We start from the raw sequence: 16,113 nt of genomic DNA on the forward strand, positions 1-16,113 counted from the left end.
CGTCATTTTAACGAAATAAGCGTCTGAGAGACGCCTATTGTGCCCGTTCGAGTCCGCCACTCTCCATCAGCCACGACCGGCTTCGGCCAACCTTCGCGATCACGCCCCCGTAAGGGAACTTTTGTCCCTTGCGACGCGCAAACCGGTCGCCGCTCTTCGACATCGTTCCGCCGCAAGGGGGGTGACGTCCTGATCCATGGCGTGAAATCCCTTGTCCTGGAAGCTTTTATCCATCTGCGAAACGCTCGCTATCCGGTCTAAACACAAAAACCATCGACCGGCGAAAGATAACATTTCATAAAAAGGGTGTGCATGAGACACATGAGCGTAATGATAAAAGCGCTCTACAGGCGTGAAGTCGTGCCATTGCCGCGACGGCTTTCGGTGTGGCGAAGGATGATTAAGTCACGACTGGCGTTGTGTGGCTTGATTTGGCTCGGAATTGTCGCTTGTATTTCCATTTTTTGTCCTCTGCTTGCTCCGCTGCTTGCTCCGCTGCTTGCTCCGCTGCTTGCTCCGCTGCTTGCTCCGCATCCGTACAACGCCCATTTTCTCTCTATCTTTGCTGTCACTGGGTTACATCGTCAAATTTATGCAGGCAGGGATGAGGGAGGCCTTGCATCAGGACTATCTGCTCATTGTGAGGTCTCGCGGTATTCCTGAACGGTTGGTCATTTTGCGGCATGCGGTCCGACCTGCGGTTCTGTCCGTTCTCACGTACATGGCACCGCAATTCGCCATAGTTGTTTCGAGCACCTTTCTCATCGAAAATACGTTCTCGATTCGCGGCCTCGGTACCGTGATGACTCAGGGCGCGCTCGCGAGTGAACAATTCTACAGCAATTTGTTCAATTCAGGGGTCATGCCAGCGCCTGGCATGATTGGACTGTACGGGCCAACCTTGGCATTGCCCATTGCCATCTTGTACGTGCTGGGTTTCATGGTGATGGTGTTGAACTTCGCGGTTGACTTCCTGTACTACTGGATAGATCCCCGGATGCGGGCCGAATCCTGATGACCGGTTATGCAATCGTAGAGGCGGATACGGTTTCCGCCTCTTATTTTTGATTTCGATTTCGTTCCAAGTCGTGAAACAACTGTTCGAGACGGGAGAGTTCGCTTGTCGCCTTTTGAATCTCCTCTCTCGACTGCGTATCGTCTTGCAGAGGGAAGAGCAGAAAACGAATGGCTGACAACGAGGTCCGAACTTCGTTGACGACAGCCCATGGGAGCACTTGGTTGGCCTTCGAGGCTGCCTTTTGAAATTCGCGCAACGTCTTGTGCTTGTACCCCAAGAAAACGACGGCCAAGTAGCCTATTACCTGCAGCAGGATAGTGCCTATGTCGGTGACGAGTGACTGGCCGGCAAACAGATGGCCGGGATCAAGTACGACATTGCCGCAGAGATACAACATGGAGATACAAAGTCCGCACACAAGCCCTGATACGTAGGCAGATGCACCCGCGAACGCCAAACCGAAGATGTAGCTGGGATGATTGGAAATCGCGCCCCAGACCGCCAAGCCCACCACACCGATGGCCAACATAAAATTCCCATGCAGGCGAACGAACATCATCATCCGCTCGTCGGCTTGATTGGTCCGCGAACGGAACGAACGAACAGGTTCCCGTTTCGTCATTCGCCATACCCGCTTTCCGCATAATCGGCTGAGGCCCATGATAATAGCATGATGATGTACATTCTAGAACGCCGCGCGCGTGATCGACAGATGAAGTCGGACCAATTCGCATAGTCCATTTGGACTATGCGGCGCGACTGATGGGCGCCCAGCCGTGTTTGTCTCAAATGTGTTTTCAAGCGACGTTTGGTGATCTATGAACATACCGATTCCATCATGGCTTGGAGGAATGTACGATGTCGCAGAAACCAAACGGAATCAACCGCTCATTGATTGCACTCTGTTCGTCAGCAATTGTCAGTATCGCCGCCGCAGCTCCCTTGGTCATGGCAGGAACCGATGCGACAGTTGGCTCAGTATCCGCACACACGACCGCCATCGGACTTCCTTCGCAGGTGTCGCTTGGCCGCGTGGCATTCGTCGTGGCTCCAAATGAAGCTGCGGTCAAGAAATCGACCAAGTCGACGACGACGTCCAAGAAATTGACAACGAAGCAGAAGTACAAGGATGGTACATACAAGGGAACGGGATCGACGCGCATCGGCTCGGTGACAGTGGCCATCACGTTGAAGAAGGACAAGATCACGCGAGTGCAAATCGTCGATTTCACAACGCACTATCCCATTCAATACATCGATCCAGTGTTGCCCAATGAATTGCTGAAAACGCAGAATATCAACAAGATCGACGCCGTAAGCGGGGCGACGCTCAGCTCGGAGGACTTTTACGAAGCTGTCGTCACGGCTTTGAACGAGGCGCAGCAGGCGGAACGAGCTTAAGTCCAATCGCAAGGAGTTGAGACAACGTGACGACGCAACGTGTCAAGATGCGCCCCAAGCGGAAACGAACCAATTCGCCCAAGCCATCGCGCCTGCGGCGGTTCGTCCAAACGCCCAAGGGCCTTGTGACGGTCATCCTGAGTGTATTGGCCTTGATTGCAATCTGTGCCGAGAAAGGGTTGGATCCCGCCGCGCTAAGGAACACCATCGCCGCCGTGGCCAGCGCGCTGGTGATGGACTGGATCGTCTCGCGATTCTACTTTAAGAAACCCAGGATCTCGGACGGCGGCGCCGTGACCGGACTCATTGTGGCGATGGTCCTGGGATCGCTGACCGCCTGGTATCTTACCATCTTGACGGTGGCGGTTGCGCTTGCGTCGAAGCACCTGTTGAAAACGAAGCGCAAACCGATTTTCAACCCGGCTGCAGTGGGATTGCTTGTTTCGACGATGGCGTTCTCGACGATGCAGAGTTGGTGGGGCGGCATGTCGCTGTTGCCGCCGGAGTACTTGGCGTGTCTGTGCCTGCTTGGGTTGTGGACGGCCATTCGCGTGAAAAAACTGCCGCAAGTGCTCGCGTTCCTTGGCGCATACGCGATCGTGTCGGTCATCTTTATGGCGTTTCCAACGACGCGCATGGACGCGTTGTACGCGCTCGAAAATCCCATGCTGAACTCGGCGTTGTTTCTCGCCTTCTTCATGCTCACCGATCCGCCGACGTCTCCCGCGATCCGGCGCGACCAGGTGTGGTTTGGCGTGTTGGTCGGCACGTTGAGCGTGGTCATTTACATGGTGTTTCCCGCGGAATTGTCCTATCTCTTCATCGCATTGCTCATTGGCAACGCGACGAAGTGGCTGCAAAGTGTTTGGAAGCAGAGGCACAGGCTGGCGAGAACCGCCGAACCAGGGCCGTCTCGGCAAGTTCCGGCGGAGCGCCACGGTCTCTAAATGGGCATGGTCACCTCCACCGCTGTGCCATGCCCATTTGCGACCGGGCTCCTGATGGAGATTTTTCCTTGGTGAGCCTCGACAATCCACTTCGCGATGGCCAAGCCAAGACCGCTGCCGCTGCCGGATCGAGCCTTGTCCGACTGGTAAAAACGATTGAACACGTGCGGCAGATCGACGGGTGAGATGCCGATACCGGTGTCCGTGACCACCAATTTGACATGGTGTCCCACGGGTTCGAGGGAGACGTCGACGCGGCCGCCGGTATCGGTGAACTTCATGGCGTTGTCCAAAAGAATCGTGAGCAGTTGGGTCATGCGTTCGGGATCGACCTGCACTGTCACAGCCTGCAACGCAGCGTCCAGGTGAATGTCTTTCGTCTCGGCGAAGGGTCGAAACGATTCCACAGTGGCGGCCAGACATTCGTGGAGTTCCGTCGGTTGGCGCTGAATTTGCAATTGGTTGGAATCCGTCCGCGCAAGCGTCAGCAAGTCTGCGACGAGGCGGCGCATCCGAGACGTTTCGCGCTGGATGTTTCCGAGGTTTTCGCTCATTTCTTCAATGGTGCGACTGGGATGCCGAAACAGTCGATCCAACTGTGTTTGCGTGATGGCGAGCGGTGTGCGCAGTTCGTGTGAAGCGTCCGCGACGAATTGCTGTTGACGCAGCCACGCGTTCTGGATGGGAATCAGTGCTCGCTGCGCCAAGTAAATTCCGATAAGGAGCGACAATGCGGCGCCTATCACGGTGCCGATCTCGATCATCCGAAGCAGGTTTCGCAAAAAGGCTACATCCTCGGCCCGGTTGTACAACAGGAGGACTACGCTTGGCTGCGGTCCAGTCATGGCCGCTGATCCCGTTGGCGGGGCCAGCGACATGACGCGGAACGAAGTTCCCCCGACATCCATGGTCGTGAGTTGATTGAGCTGAGCATTTTTTCGGACAAGTTGAATGGTCTGCGTCGAGAGGCTGTTCGCTGGGTCCTGCTCCAAAACGTGTCCCTGCTTGTCCAGTAAAATGGAAATCACGTGTGTCTGTTTCACCTCTTCGGTTTCGTTCTGGTTTTTATCATGATGATTGTCATGGTCATCGTCGTGGTGATCATCGTTGCGCATGCGATCCAGATCGCCGTTGCGGATCAAACTCGCCTGAGTCGTCAACGTGGTATTCTCCTCCATCACGAAGCGATGTCGCGTGACGAAGAAAATGGAGGCGCCGAAGATCAAGAGGATGCCGAAAAAGGCGATTGAATTGAGGAGGGCCAGTTGAAACCTGGTTTTACGGAACAACAGTCAGCCCTCCTTCAACATGTATCCGACGTTGCGCACCGTTTGAATGTGCTGATCCAAACCGTAAGGATGTAACTTCTTGCGCAGGTAGTGGACGTAGAGATCCACCGCAGATTCGACGGTTTCCGTATCAATTCCCCAGACGCGGGATGATATTCGTTCGCGCGTCAAGATTTGGCCTTTATTGAGAACAAAGTATTCGAGCAAGCGAAATTCTGTTTCGGTTACGTGAAGCGGCTGTCCATCCACGGTCGCTTGTTTGGTTTCCGGAACGAGCACGAGATCCTGATAATGCAAGGTCATGTCCGTGTCGATATCGCGGTTTCTGCGCAGCAAAGCGCGAATACGGGCAAGCAGTTCTTCGATAGCAAACGGTTTGACCAGGTAGTCGTCGGCTCCGGCATTCAGACCGTCGACGCGCGACTCGACACTATCCTTGGCCGTCACGAAGATGGCTGGAGCGTAAATCGCCTGATCGCGCAGCCGTTTCATGAGTTCGATACCGTCAAGTTCAGGCATCATGATGTCGATCACGAACGCGTCGTAGACGTCGGTCTCCGCCAGGTACAACCCTTCGTCGCCATTGGCCACCTCGTCCACTTCATAAGCCGCTTCGCGCAGAACGTCAGCCATCGCCGTCCGCAATGTGTCGTCGTCCTCGATAAGCAATATCCTCACTGTTTGTCCCTCGTTTCAAACGCGGGGATGATTTCAAGGAATACTATAGTCCATAAGCTTCGAAATGGGATTAGAAGCCGTCCTGCGACGCAAAAAAGGCAGCCGATGATGGGTCATCCATTCGGCTGCCTGGGGGGCGAGATCGTCAGATTCCATTGTGACGGACACCAGCGAGCAATCATCGACGGCCGGAAATACCGTTCCACAGTTTCTTGATGAAGTTGCCCGACGTTCTGACCGTGAATCGCCCCTGTGGATAATAGCTCCGGTGCGCGTCTTCCAGCATCGCCTGGTGTACACATCTCATGACTCCGCAATTTTGTTCCATCCAGAACACCTCTTCCTTCCTCGGATGCCCTCATTATATGAGCCGCGGAATGAACCGTGGGAATCAGGAAGCGTTTCCAATATGAACATTTTTCTTTGTAAAACGCTTGCTTTGTGAACAACTTTTTTGTAACCGTTTACGCTATGATAGAGACAGGTCTATATGTCCATATTTGTTCGTCTATAGGAGGGCTTGCCAAGCATGAGTGAAGGTCAGAATACGCCATCGCTCCGCGACGTCTATCGTCCCTATTTTTCCATTGGCGCCGCGGTCAATCCCAGATCGCTCGTCTCGCACGCCGACTTGCTGCGAACGCACTTCAACAGCGTGACCGCGGAAAACGAGATGAAGTTCGAAGTGATCCACCCCGAGGAAGATGTGTATCGGTTCGATCACGCCGACGCCTTGGTCCAATTCGCCAAGGACAACGGCATGCGCGTTCGCGGCCATACACTCGTTTGGCACAATCAGACGCCCGACTGGGTCTTTGTCGACGATGCCGGACAGCCAGCTTCTGCCGACAAAGTCCGACGGCGGATGCGCGCCCACATGGAAACCGTCCTCGGCCGCTACCAGAACGACGTCTATTGTTGGGATGTCGTCAACGAAGCCATCTCCGATCACGCCGACGCCTACCTCCGTCCCAGCCGATGGATGACCGCGCTCGGCGACGGGTACATCGCCGAAGCTTTTCGGTGCGCCCACGAGATCGCCCCGTCGGCCCTGCTGTTCTACAACGACTACAACGAAACCAAACCCGACAAGCGCGATAAAATCTATCGGCTGGTTGCGGGATTGCTCGACGAAGGCGTGCCGATTCACGGCATCGGCATGCAGGGGCACTGGATGATGACAGAACCGTCTATTGAAGAAATTCGCGACGCGATCGAAAAGTACGCCTCGCTCGGCGTGCAAATCCACGTCACCGAACTCGACATCAGCGTCCACGAGTACGTCCATGAGCCCGACAAGTCCTCCGCTGCGGCGCGCGTGTTTGACGAGCGACTGGAACGGGAGCAGGCGGATCGATATGAACAGTTGCTTCAGTTGTTCCGCGAGTACAGCCGCGTCATCCGCAATGTGACATGGTGGGGAATCGCCGACGACGAGACTTGGCGCGACAACTTTCCCGTAAAAAACCGCAAGGACTGGCCGCTCATGTTCAACGAGCAGCATCAGCCGAAGGAAGCGTTTTGGCGCGCGGTGAATTTCGCGAAGTAAGAAGTCAATCGAAGTTACGCCGCACATCTCCGTCAGCGGGCAATGGCAGGGGAATACAGCGAAAAAGCGCATGCACACGCGTTCCGAGGAGAATGAAGATGATCACACACGTCGTATGGGATCTAGGGGACACCATCATCACTCCGCCGCCGGGAGGGCAGGATCTCCAACCGATTGACCTATATCCTGACATCCATTTGCGGCCCGATGTCGAGCTGACTTTGCAGACACTCACAGATTGGGGATACCAACATGCTGTCCTGAGCAATACGGCGACGAGTGACAGCGGCGCTGCCACAAGGATGTTGGAGAGGCTAGGCATCGCCCATTACTTTGAGTTCATATACGCCACACAGTCAGAATTGACGCACGACAAGCCGGAAAAGCCGAATCCGGTTGTATTTGATCTGGTGTTGGATGCGTTAGGCATTGAACCTGAACACGCTGTCATGGTCGGAAACAGTTGGGATAACGACATATTGGGGGCAAACCGCAGCCGCATTCACGCGATTTGGCTGCAGCGTGATTCCGTCTCCGTACGGCGCGACTTTACCTCACCAGTTCAATGCCCGCCGTGGATTGTCCCCGTATGGGATGTCGTCGACGTACCCAAGGCACTGACGATTCTCCAAGTCGGCTTCACGCATGAGCCTGCGGGATTGGACTAGACAGAGGAGAAAGGCTAAGGCAGCACAACGGATGAAGAGTGACGCCGTCAATTCCCGCAGTGTGGCTGCGGAACAACAAGTTTTACAAGAGACGACGAGTCACGTTGCGAAGGAAGCTGCCAATCCGTTCTAATACGGAGCCTCTTGCTTAAAATAATTCGGTTTTACGATGGTATTGTCGTAGTGGCTGTGAAAAATGTGCGTTGTGGCAGGGGATACCGGTGGAATCAGCCAAGTCCAGTCGCCCGTGACCTTCCGCCCCATGTCGCTCTCGATCCGCTCAAAATACCCAAACTGCTTCGCCGCGGTGTGGTGATCCACAATCGTCACGCCGCGTTCCTTGAACGAGTGCAGCACGGCCACATTCAGCTCAATCAATGCCTTGTCTTTCCACAGGGACGACTCGATCGCGGTATTCAACCCCATGAGAGACGCTACCTTCGGCAGCATATTGTAACGATGCGGATCGGCAAAATTGCGAGCCCCGATTTCCGTCTCCATATACCAACCATTGAACGGTGCCGCTGGGTAGCGAATGCCTCCTATCTCCAAAGCCATATCCGAAATGATCGGCACAGCGTACCACTTGAGATCGAGATCTTCGAACTCAGGGCGTTCTGGGTGGCGGATGTTCACCTCCAACACCAACTCGTCAGGAATCGGAAATACTTTCGGCGATTCTCCATGGATTTGAATCACCAACGGCAGCACGTCAAAGGCTGTACGTCGGCCCGTCCAGCCTAATTCTTCACAAACACGCGTAAACCGTACCGATTGAGGGTCTCCGACGATACCTCGCTCCGTCTCGTACCCCGCATATCGAATCAGTTGATGGTTCCAAATGCGGACTTGTTGATGAAAGATGGTAATAGCAGGTCGTATCTTCCCTGAATTGGTCGCGAATTCAATGTGATCGAAGAGGGCCTCAGCAACTTCTTCCGCCGTCCCTACATCCCTTTTGTCGAAAACGTTGAGCGTCTTCCAGAACAGCCGTCCAATGCAGCGATTGCTGTTTCTCCAAGCCATCCGGGCGCCATGCTCCAATTCTTCGTAGGTAAGCTCGCTGGTTCCATGCCGCTTGATACTTTCCGCGATCACGCCCAGCCGCTGCTCAATAGCCTCAGCACTCTTACCAAGTTCGTTGTAACACGCGACGATGAATTCTCTTTGCTCGTCATAGAGACTCACGATGATGCTTCCCCTCTTGTCGCTCCCTAGAATTCGGCCCCTGCCGCCTAGTGTACTTCATGGCATCACCAAAATGAAATCCGAGCCCGCGGGGAGTTACGGCGGCGGAGTGGGCGGCGGCGGAGTGGCGGCGGCGAGCGCGGACGGCGGAGTGGACGGCGGAGTGGCGGCGGAGAAGAATAAGCGGTCCTCAGTCGCTTAAGTGTGTCGAATCCGCAGATTTGCGGCGAATAGGCGGCCCTGGGCCGCTTAACCGGCTGAGATCGTCGAGTTTTGGGCGTAGGGAAGGCAATTAGGCGGTCTGTGGCCGCCTATTTGCCTTCCATTTGATTGTCTCGGGGAAATAAGCCTCTGAGAGACGCTTATTTGGCTAGTCACTTTCGCCACCCCTCCCGCCCCCGCCGCGATCGCGCCGCCGTAACGGTAGTTTTGTCCTCTATCGCTGCCTAGGTGCCCTGCGCCCCCCGCGCTCATTCGACAGATTCCGGTGATTTTCGATCGTCAGCAACTCTAGCGCATGTTACCATAGAAGTATCTGAAAAATGAGTAGAATCGCCGCAAAGTGATTGGAGGGCCTTCAATGAAACTGGAAGGAAGAGCGGCATTTCGCGTCGGGGCTGTGTCGTGTGTGTTGGTGGGCCTGACGTGGTCGGCCTTTCCGACGATGCCGTACGCGTCTTCCACCATCGATAAAGCTCAGTTTTTGCAGTTGTTTTGTCAAAGTGTTCAGTTGAAGCCGGATGCCACGGGCAAATCGTCGTACACGGATGTGCCTGTGACGTCGCCGTACTGGGGGTATGTGCATCGAGCTATCGAGCTTGGCCTGGTCAAGGCGGATTCGGCGAAGCTGTTCGGCGCGAGTGATTCGGTGTCGACGGCTTTTGCGGCGCAGATCGTGACGAAGTATGAGAACATGGCCTTGGGTGGACTGACGCCAACGCAGTGGGCGGAACGGCAGGGGTTGGTAACCGCTTCGACGGCTCCTTGGACGCCCGAGCAGGCGCAGCAATTTCTGGCTGGCTTGAAGAGTCTTGCGGCGTCCCACAAGGCTTTGCCCGGTTCTTGGATGCTGACGACGCCTCAGGTCAGCGAGTTCACCAAGGCGTTGGCGGCATTGGATCAGGCCTCGTTCTATCAAATCTCTTCCGTCATGACAGACGGCTTCTCGTACCAGTTGACGGCGGCGGGCAAGAAGAATACGAAGATCGCGAATGCCTTGCAGAAGCAGGCGAACGATTCGAAGAGTGAACTTGATGCGGCGAGATCGGTCGGTGTCGTGGGTGGAACCAGTGTGTCGGTCAACCAGTCGATGCTGACGTCCGTCAATGCCAAGACTGGCGCCAAATCTACGCAGACGATTCAAGACGTTTCGTTCGGCAACACGCTGTACACCAAACAGGGGAATGCGACTCAGTGGTCGTCGAAGACGGCACAGGTCAACAATACGGTTGAGTTTATTCCCATGTTTGGATCGGGATCGTTCACCAACATCACCATCGCTCAGGGAACGGGCAGGGATGTGTTCACGGCGAATTTGACGCCGGCGGCGCAGAATGGCTTTTTCGCGTCGTATCTCAGCGGGCTGGCTGGGGTTCATGCGAATGGCAGCGCGAATTTGATTTCGACGATGGAAAAAGGGATGACCAGCACGGTGAAAATTTACGTCAACACGTCGGGGAGGACACCGACGGTGACGGAGGAAGATCTGACGACGAACATCAAGATGACGCCGACGACGTTCGCGCAATTGGCGGGCGAAGGGTCGCAGGCGAAGACCATCGCGACCTATGTCTCCAATGTCACGGTGTCGATCTCGGCGAAGGCCCAGATTTCCTACAACCAGACGGTTCCGGTGCTGCCGAGCGGACTTTCCATAGCCGGTTGGTCTTCAGGAGATGGAGCACCGACGAACGCGACGGGTGCTAGCGCGAATGGCACCGGCACGAACAGCGCCAACTCCATCGATGCTTCTGGGAATGGGGCGGCTGGCGGATCGAACACCCTGGATATCGGTACGAATCTGTTCAACTGAGTATAGATTCAGGTATAGGCAACAAAGATAGGACAAAAACGTTGGAGGAGGGTCTGCCGATGCATATCCGCGCGAAAGCGAACGGTTTTGAGGCCGTGGATGACCGGGGTCAGGTCATTGGCCGCATCGATTGTTCGGAAGTGAGGGAGGGTGTCGTCTCCATCGATCACACCATCGTCGCGCCTGAGCATCAGGGGCAGGGCATCGCCGCGCAGTTGGTCGAGCAGGTGGTCAAGCAGGCGCGCGCCGAACACAAGCGGATCCGCCCCGTCTGTTCCTACGCGTACGCCGTGTTTCGCCGCAACGCCGAGTACCGCGAGGTAATTGATCCCGATTACGACCTGTAACTCACCCGTTTGTGGAGGACATGGCTGTCACGGTTCGTGGAACGAGCGACCGCCCTTCATCGCTGGTCGGGGAAGGGCGGTGGTCGGTCGTTGAAAGTCGTTCGTCGCAGAAGGTCGTTCCTCGCCAAACGGCGTTGCCAGCGGTCAGCTTATGGTTGGAGATCCAGCGCGATTTCCCGCGCCCCGTCGCCGATTTCGGTGATGTAGAAACTCGGAGCGATGCCAAGCCGGGCTTCGTAGGCTGCGGCAACCGACGCCACGAACTCGTCGATGGCGTTCTCGCGCACCAACGAGACTGTGCAGCCTCCGAATCCAGCGCCCGTCATCCGCGAACCGATGCAGCCTGGAGCGGCCCAGGCCGCTTCAGCCAAGGCGTCGAGCGCGTCGCCTGTGACTTCGTAATCGTCCCGCAAGGACTGGTGGGACGCGTTCATCGACTCGCCGAACGCTTCGAGCTGGCCGTTTGCCAGAAGCGTCGGGGCTTCTTTGGCGCGGGCGTTTTCGAACACCACGTGTCTTGCGCGTCGAATCAGGATGTCCGCAGCGGTGTCGTCGAGCTTATCTGCCGCTGCACGCAGCCGCGCCTGTGCGTCTGGCCACATCTCGGGTGTGACGTCCGCCAAGGCGTCGAGATCCGGCCAAGTGTCTCGGAGGATCGCCAGGGCCTTGTCGCACTCGCTTCGGCGCTCGTTGTATTTCGATCCGGCCAAGGTACGCTGCACATTCGTATTGGCGATGACGAGCCGGCAGCCATCCGCGTGCATCGGTACCACTTCGTAGGCGAGCGTCGAGCAATGGAGCGACAGCGCCGAATCTCGTTTCCCCATCGCGACCGCGAACTGATCCATAATGCCGCTGTTGACGCCGACAAACTGATTTTCCGCGCGTTGCGCAAGGATCGCGATTTGCTCTCCAGACCACGCCGTGTCTGTCAAGGCACAGATCGCCGTGGCCGTCGCGACCTCGACCGACGCTGACGAGGAGAGTCCGGCGCCGATCGGGAGATTGCCGTGAAAGAAAAAGTCCGCGCCTGGCAGATGGATGTCTTCCCGGGCGAACATGTCGATCACGCCAAGCGGATAATTCGCGAAATCTTGCTCCGGGCGATAGGCGATGTCGTCCGCCCGAACCGCGATCACGCCGTCCGCGAAGGTTGAGCCGAAGCGGAACAGGCCGTCTGTCCGGGATCGCACGAACAGCCAGGTTCCCAGGGACAACGCGGCAGGCAAGACATACCCTCCGTTGTAATCCGTGTGTTCGCCAATCAAATTGACGCGGCCCGGTGCGAAGAATAGACGCACATCCGAGATCGGCCCCGGCGAAAAAGCCTCCCACTGGTTCAGCGCGTACTGCCACTCGTGATTCATTCCTCTGTTCCTGCCTTTCTCGATTCAATCGCTGCTCGGAGCAGCGGCGCCGTGGCCTCCACCGCCGTCGGATTGCACGGGGCCCAGGCTCCCGATTCGGACGACGCCAGGAACTTCAACCGATCCTTGGTCTGCAAGGGCGGATAAAACTCGATGTGAAAATGGTAGTACTCGTTGACGTCGGGACCGTTCACCGGCCGTTGATGGATCACCATCATGTACGGAAACGATCGGTCGAACAAGGCGTCCATCCCTGCCGTGACTTGTTTGAGAATCCGGGCGAGATCTGTCCGTTCCGCGTCGGTGAAATCGGTGATGCCGCTGACATGCCGTTTGCTGGAAATAAACGCCCCATACGGATAGTCCGTGAAGAACGGGATATAGGACACGAATGACTCCGTTTCCGTGAGCATACGGAGCCCAACGCGAACTTCGTCGGCGTTGATGTCGCACATGAGGCAACGTCCCGTCTCGTCGTGATGATGACGGCACGACTCCAGTTCGACCCGCAGCTTTTGCGGGATGTATGGATACGCGTAGATCTGGCCATGCGGGTGCGGCATCGTCACGCCGACTTCAGGGCCGCGGTTTTCAAAGATGAACACGTACTTGTGGTTCGGATTGGCGGACAACGACTCAAATCGTTCCACCCACAAATCCACCAGCTTGCGAATGTGGGCGACGGACAATTCAGGCAGACTCGTCGTGTGGTCCGGCGAATAGAGGATGACCTCGCATTTGCCGTAGGCTGGCGCGACCTGGTACAAGCTCGTCGCGACCGGATCGGGATCGGGCGGCGTCGGCGACAGCGCAGGAAAATCGTTGTTGTACGCATACACGTCATACGTGTCAGGCACCTTGCCTGACCCAGGACAGAACGGGCAGTCGCCTTTTGGCAAATTCGGCCGCTTTTGCCTGTTGGAAGCGACCATCGTCCAGTCGCGCAGGAGTGGGTTGAAGCGAAGTTCCGTCATAGGATCACCTCGTGTCCATCTTGGTTGGCTTGGGATACTCGTCGTCATTCCTCGCGTCGATGCCGTCGGCGCAGATCACGTCCACGCCGTGCGAAGCGAGCGTGCGCTCTGCGAATGCGCCGGGCAAGGCATCCGTCACGAGGACGTCGATCTCGTCCAATCCGCCGAAACGGCACATCGCTTCGCCGTTCCATTTCGTTCGATCCGCCAGCAGCACCACCTTGTCCGTCCGCTCCATCAGCGCCCGGTTGATGGACGCTTCGAGCAGGTTGGGGGTGGATAGGCCGTGATCGACATGCAGCCCGTTGGCGCCGACAAACAGGATATCGGTGTGGAACTGCCGCGCGGCCATTTCGGCAATGGGCCCGACCAACGCGTCCGACGGCGTACGGAACACGCCGCCGGTGATGTGGATATCCGTCCAACCGATGGCGCGCAAATCCGTCGCGATGTTCACAGAGTTGGTGACGAACGTCAATTCGGAAAAACCGACGAGATGCTTCGCAGTCACCCAAGTCGTGGTGCCCGCCGCAAAGCCGATGGTCATTCCGTTTTCCACCAAACGTCGTGCCGCCGCAGCGATGGCCTCCTTTTCACGAATTTGCATGATCTGCTTGCTCGTGTAGGGAAGTTCCATCGCCGCCCGGGAAACCTGCGCGCCGCCGAAAGCTTTTTCAACGAGCCCTTGTTCACGCAGAATTTTCATGTCGCGGCGAATCGTAATTTCCGATACCTGCAATTTCTCCGCCAATTCCTGATAGGAGAGAAATCCCTCCTTCGCGAGCAGGGACAACAGCAGCGACTGTCGTTCTTTCGGATACATGGCCCGCCTCCCTTCCCATGCGGATTTCGCTACGCGGATAGCTTCATGCGGTCTCCTGGATGCGACTGTATTCACGTGGCGTCCTCGGCCTTTGGCGTGCTGGCCATGATGATGATCATGATTTGATTTAAGAATATCATATTTAGATCAAATTGTGATCATCATTTGATGAATCGAGCATGGTTCAAACCTTCACCATGACTTCGCATGAATTTTCATTGATAGGGGAATATATCCAACGTATCAGACCATTTTTTGTGGAGGTATTTGAATGCAACAGCAACAGCAGCAACAGCAACCGAACGCACAGTACGGCGCACACGAAGTGCTTGGTATGAGCGAAGCGCTGACCACGAAGGCTGCCAATGTCGAGTTGTTTTCGTTTTTAAGCAATCAAGTTCAGGACATGCAGTTGCGCAACATGCTGGAGAATCAGGCTCGCATCATTGAGCAGCACTACATCCAGGGTGTGCAAATCCTGCAGGGAACGGGCCAGGCTTCTCAGTCGCCGACACAATACGCGGGCAACATGAACGCGCAGCCGAAACTCGGTCTTCGCCAGCCCAGCCACCCAGCCCCGAACATGAACCCACAGACGCTTTCGGACCGCACCGTGTGTACCATTGCGCTGAATGTGCATAAATTTGGCGCGATCGGCTGGACCACATTCGCGTTGGAATGCACGAATCCGCAGTTCCGGACCTACTTGATGACCGGGGCGAGCGTGTGCGATCGAATGGCGTACGACATCTGGGCGTACATGAATCAAAAGGGTTGGTACCAGGTCCCAACGCTTCAGCAAAACACGACCCAAACCATGATGCAGTCCTATCAAGTGCCGCAACAAGGCCAAGCGCAAAACATGCAGCATTTCCAATGATGGCTTGACGGATCGAACGCGCTCGCGCGTTCGGTTCCGCCCATTCCATATCGCGATCTGGCCAGGGCTGTCCCAAACGCGGTGAATCCGCAGGCGGGGCAGCCCTTTTGGCGTACGGTTTGCGCGCGGCGTGTGTTCGACGGGGGCAGCTTCTCATGAAGAAGATTTTGTTCACCGGCGGCGGATCCGCCGGGAACGCCCAGGTGAAGCCCGCGTTCAATGTGTTTTCGAGACAGGCTCGCTATGCTTAATCCTGTAGGAAGCGAATCGTGCTCACCGTAGACGTGCTCATCACAATCGAAGCGAGGGTCCGCTCATATGGAGAATTTGACGCACCTGGCTGACCCGTGGCACATGGAACAAGCGATGATTGCATACTGCTACGGGCATCCGAAGACACTTGCAGACGGAACGAATCACTTCGACGAAACCATCGCAGAGTTGCGCCAAGATGGTCACGAGCTGTGGCACTATGGGCAGACTTGTGGCTTGGTCGATCGCGACGGCCACTGGTACGTATGGATTAAGCTGTATCGCGAAGACGGCATCATGGAGGGCAAGGTACACGAGTTCCTCCAAGTTGAGACAGCGATTCAACATATCTTCGACGAACTTCCATCGCTCGACTCGAACGAGCGAATCCGCCTGGTACGAAGCGTGTTTGCCCGCAAGCACGTTACATAACGGGGCAGCGGGGCGGCAGTGGGCGGCCGGCTGAGGAGCGGGACGAGCGCGATCTCGGGCGGCCGGCTGAGGAGCGGCGGAGAATAAGCGGCCCCGGGCCGCTTAAGTGTGTCGAATCGGCTGAATGGCGCCGAATAAGCGGTCGTGAGCCGCTTAACCGGCTGAAACCATCCGGATTTTGGCGGAGGGAAGGCAAATAGGCGGTCTGAGGCAGCCTATTTGCCCTCCATTTGGCCATTTCGGAGAAATAAGCGTCTGTGAGACGCTT

Annotated in this window: 18 protein-coding genes; 10 read left to right on the forward strand and 8 right to left on the reverse strand. The window is 56.3% G+C overall.

All coding sequences use genetic code 11. From position 1 onward, the window contains the following. Positions 1 to 523: 523 nt before the first annotated feature. Positions 524 to 1,015: an ABC transporter permease subunit gene (locus AAC01S_RS12000; protein ID WP_169794041.1), complete on the forward strand. Its 492-nt coding sequence runs from the start codon at positions 524 to 526 to the stop codon at positions 1,013 to 1,015. A 43-nt stretch (positions 1,016 to 1,058) separates the two neighbouring features. On the opposite strand, the gene AAC01S_RS12005 is transcribed toward AAC01S_RS12000, so the two are convergent. Beyond that, positions 1,059 to 1,640, reverse strand: a complete 582-nt coding sequence (locus tag AAC01S_RS12005; RefSeq protein ID WP_067622541.1) for a hypothetical protein — start codon at positions 1,638 to 1,640, stop codon at positions 1,059 to 1,061. Positions 1,641 to 1,876: 236 nt separating this feature from the next. On the opposite strand from AAC01S_RS12005, the gene AAC01S_RS12010 reads away from it, so the two are divergent. Both AAC01S_RS12010 and AAC01S_RS12015 read left to right on the forward strand, forming a co-directional pair. Next, on the forward strand, positions 1,877 to 2,419 hold the full coding sequence (locus AAC01S_RS12010) for an FMN-binding protein (RefSeq protein WP_067622544.1): 543 nt from the start codon (positions 1,877 to 1,879) through the stop codon (positions 2,417 to 2,419). A gap of 26 nt (positions 2,420 to 2,445) precedes the next feature. Then, positions 2,446 to 3,366 carry an RnfABCDGE type electron transport complex subunit D gene (locus AAC01S_RS12015; protein WP_067622547.1) on the forward strand — a complete coding sequence of 307 codons (921 nt, stop codon included), beginning with the start codon at positions 2,446 to 2,448 and terminating at the stop codon, positions 3,364 to 3,366. Here the strand turns inward: AAC01S_RS12015 and AAC01S_RS12020 are convergent. The 3 genes from AAC01S_RS12020 to AAC01S_RS19300 form a co-directional block, all read right to left on the reverse strand. After that, a complete protein-coding gene (locus AAC01S_RS12020; protein WP_067622550.1) occupies positions 3,363 to 4,655 on the reverse strand; it encodes a sensor histidine kinase in 1,293 nt (430 codons plus the stop codon). The genes AAC01S_RS12015 and AAC01S_RS12020 overlap by 4 nt on opposite strands. Before the next feature lie 3 nt (positions 4,656 to 4,658). After that, positions 4,659 to 5,333, reverse strand: coding sequence for a response regulator transcription factor (locus tag AAC01S_RS12025; protein WP_067622553.1), 675 nt, complete (start codon positions 5,331 to 5,333; stop codon positions 4,659 to 4,661). Between the two features lie 178 nt (positions 5,334 to 5,511). Beyond that, a complete protein-coding gene (locus tag AAC01S_RS19300) occupies positions 5,512 to 5,661 on the reverse strand; it encodes a hypothetical protein (protein WP_157071155.1) in 150 nt (49 codons plus the stop codon). Positions 5,662 to 5,862: 201 nt separating this feature from the next. Between AAC01S_RS19300 and AAC01S_RS12030 the strand changes: the two genes are divergently transcribed. Together AAC01S_RS12030 and AAC01S_RS12035 are read left to right on the forward strand one after the other, a co-directional pair. Beyond that, on the forward strand, positions 5,863 to 6,882 hold the full coding sequence (locus tag AAC01S_RS12030) for an endo-1,4-beta-xylanase (RefSeq protein ID WP_067622555.1): 1,020 nt from the start codon (positions 5,863 to 5,865) through the stop codon (positions 6,880 to 6,882). Positions 6,883 to 6,980: 98 nt separating this feature from the next. Beyond that, positions 6,981 to 7,550, forward strand: a complete 570-nt coding sequence (locus AAC01S_RS12035) for an HAD family hydrolase (RefSeq protein ID WP_083511749.1) — start codon at positions 6,981 to 6,983, stop codon at positions 7,548 to 7,550. Between the two features lie 129 nt (positions 7,551 to 7,679). Here the strand turns inward: AAC01S_RS12035 and AAC01S_RS12040 are convergent, their stop codons facing one another. Beyond that, a complete protein-coding gene (locus tag AAC01S_RS12040) occupies positions 7,680 to 8,741 on the reverse strand; it encodes a nitric oxide synthase oxygenase (protein ID WP_067622558.1) in 1,062 nt (353 codons plus the stop codon). A gap of 70 nt (positions 8,742 to 8,811) precedes the next feature. Here AAC01S_RS12040 and AAC01S_RS20105 point away from each other — a divergent pair, with 70 nt between their 5' ends. From AAC01S_RS20105 to AAC01S_RS12055, 3 genes are all read left to right on the forward strand, one after another. Beyond that, positions 8,812 to 8,940 (forward strand): hypothetical protein, encoded by a 129-nt coding sequence (locus tag AAC01S_RS20105; RefSeq protein WP_281178128.1) that lies wholly within the window; start codon positions 8,812 to 8,814, stop codon positions 8,938 to 8,940. A gap of 378 nt (positions 8,941 to 9,318) precedes the next feature. Then, positions 9,319 to 10,770: an S-layer homology domain-containing protein gene (locus AAC01S_RS12050; RefSeq protein ID WP_067622564.1), complete on the forward strand. Its 1,452-nt coding sequence runs from the start codon at positions 9,319 to 9,321 to the stop codon at positions 10,768 to 10,770. Positions 10,771 to 10,829: 59 nt separating this feature from the next. Then, positions 10,830 to 11,117 carry a GNAT family N-acetyltransferase gene (locus AAC01S_RS12055; RefSeq protein ID WP_067622566.1) on the forward strand — a complete coding sequence of 96 codons (288 nt, stop codon included), beginning with the start codon at positions 10,830 to 10,832 and terminating at the stop codon, positions 11,115 to 11,117. Positions 11,118 to 11,266: 149 nt separating this feature from the next. Here the strand turns inward: AAC01S_RS12055 and AAC01S_RS12060 are convergent, their stop codons facing one another. The 3 genes from AAC01S_RS12060 to AAC01S_RS12070 are packed head-to-tail and all read right to left on the reverse strand — an operon-like array spanning position 11,267 to position 14,281. After that, entirely contained in the window at positions 11,267 to 12,484 is a 1,218-nt protein-coding gene (locus AAC01S_RS12060; RefSeq protein ID WP_067622568.1) for a galactokinase, read from the reverse strand. Further along, entirely contained in the window at positions 12,481 to 13,458 is a 978-nt protein-coding gene (gene galT, locus AAC01S_RS12065; protein ID WP_067622570.1) for a galactose-1-phosphate uridylyltransferase, read from the reverse strand. The genes AAC01S_RS12060 and galT overlap by 4 nt, the downstream gene beginning before the upstream one ends. Before the next feature lie 4 nt (positions 13,459 to 13,462). After that, a complete protein-coding gene (locus AAC01S_RS12070; RefSeq protein ID WP_067622573.1) occupies positions 13,463 to 14,281 on the reverse strand; it encodes a DeoR/GlpR family DNA-binding transcription regulator in 819 nt (272 codons plus the stop codon). A gap of 271 nt (positions 14,282 to 14,552) precedes the next feature. Between AAC01S_RS12070 and AAC01S_RS12075 the strand changes: the two genes are divergently transcribed. After that, positions 14,553 to 15,161: a spore coat protein gene (locus AAC01S_RS12075; RefSeq protein WP_067622576.1), complete on the forward strand. Its 609-nt coding sequence runs from the start codon at positions 14,553 to 14,555 to the stop codon at positions 15,159 to 15,161. 318 nt (positions 15,162 to 15,479) lie between these two features. Further along, entirely contained in the window at positions 15,480 to 15,845 is a 366-nt protein-coding gene (locus AAC01S_RS12080) for a hypothetical protein (protein ID WP_067622578.1), read from the forward strand. Positions 15,846 to 16,113: the final 268 nt, after the last annotated feature.

The organism is Alicyclobacillus acidiphilus NBRC 100859 (genome assembly GCF_001544355.1).
Lineage (GTDB): Bacteria > Bacillota > Bacilli > Alicyclobacillales > Alicyclobacillaceae > Alicyclobacillus > Alicyclobacillus acidiphilus.

What these genes read in the sequence shown, in the direction of transcription:
- AAC01S_RS12005 (WP_067622541.1), bottom strand. Translation starts at nt 1,640, where the DNA reads ATGACGAAACGGGAACCTGTTCGTTCGTTCCGTTCGCGGACCAATCAA.
- AAC01S_RS12010 (WP_067622544.1), top strand. Translation starts at nt 1,877, where the DNA reads ATGTCGCAGAAACCAAACGGAATCAACCGCTCATTGATTGCACTCTGT.
- AAC01S_RS19300 (WP_157071155.1), bottom strand. Translation starts at nt 5,661, where the DNA reads ATGGAACAAAATTGCGGAGTCATGAGATGTGTACACCAGGCGATGCTG.
- AAC01S_RS12030 (WP_067622555.1), top strand. Translation starts at nt 5,863, where the DNA reads ATGAGTGAAGGTCAGAATACGCCATCGCTCCGCGACGTCTATCGTCCC.
- AAC01S_RS12035 (WP_083511749.1), top strand. Translation starts at nt 6,981, where the DNA reads ATGATCACACACGTCGTATGGGATCTAGGGGACACCATCATCACTCCG.
- AAC01S_RS20105 (WP_281178128.1), top strand. Translation starts at nt 8,812, where the DNA reads ATGAAATCCGAGCCCGCGGGGAGTTACGGCGGCGGAGTGGGCGGCGGC.
- AAC01S_RS12050 (WP_067622564.1), top strand. Translation starts at nt 9,319, where the DNA reads ATGAAACTGGAAGGAAGAGCGGCATTTCGCGTCGGGGCTGTGTCGTGT.
- AAC01S_RS12055 (WP_067622566.1), top strand. Translation starts at nt 10,830, where the DNA reads ATGCATATCCGCGCGAAAGCGAACGGTTTTGAGGCCGTGGATGACCGG.
- AAC01S_RS12060 (WP_067622568.1), bottom strand. Translation starts at nt 12,484, where the DNA reads ATGAATCACGAGTGGCAGTACGCGCTGAACCAGTGGGAGGCTTTTTCG.
- galT (WP_067622570.1), bottom strand. Translation starts at nt 13,458, where the DNA reads ATGACGGAACTTCGCTTCAACCCACTCCTGCGCGACTGGACGATGGTC.
- AAC01S_RS12070 (WP_067622573.1), bottom strand. Translation starts at nt 14,281, where the DNA reads ATGTATCCGAAAGAACGACAGTCGCTGCTGTTGTCCCTGCTCGCGAAG.
- AAC01S_RS12075 (WP_067622576.1), top strand. Translation starts at nt 14,553, where the DNA reads ATGCAACAGCAACAGCAGCAACAGCAACCGAACGCACAGTACGGCGCA.
- AAC01S_RS12080 (WP_067622578.1), top strand. Translation starts at nt 15,480, where the DNA reads ATGGAGAATTTGACGCACCTGGCTGACCCGTGGCACATGGAACAAGCG.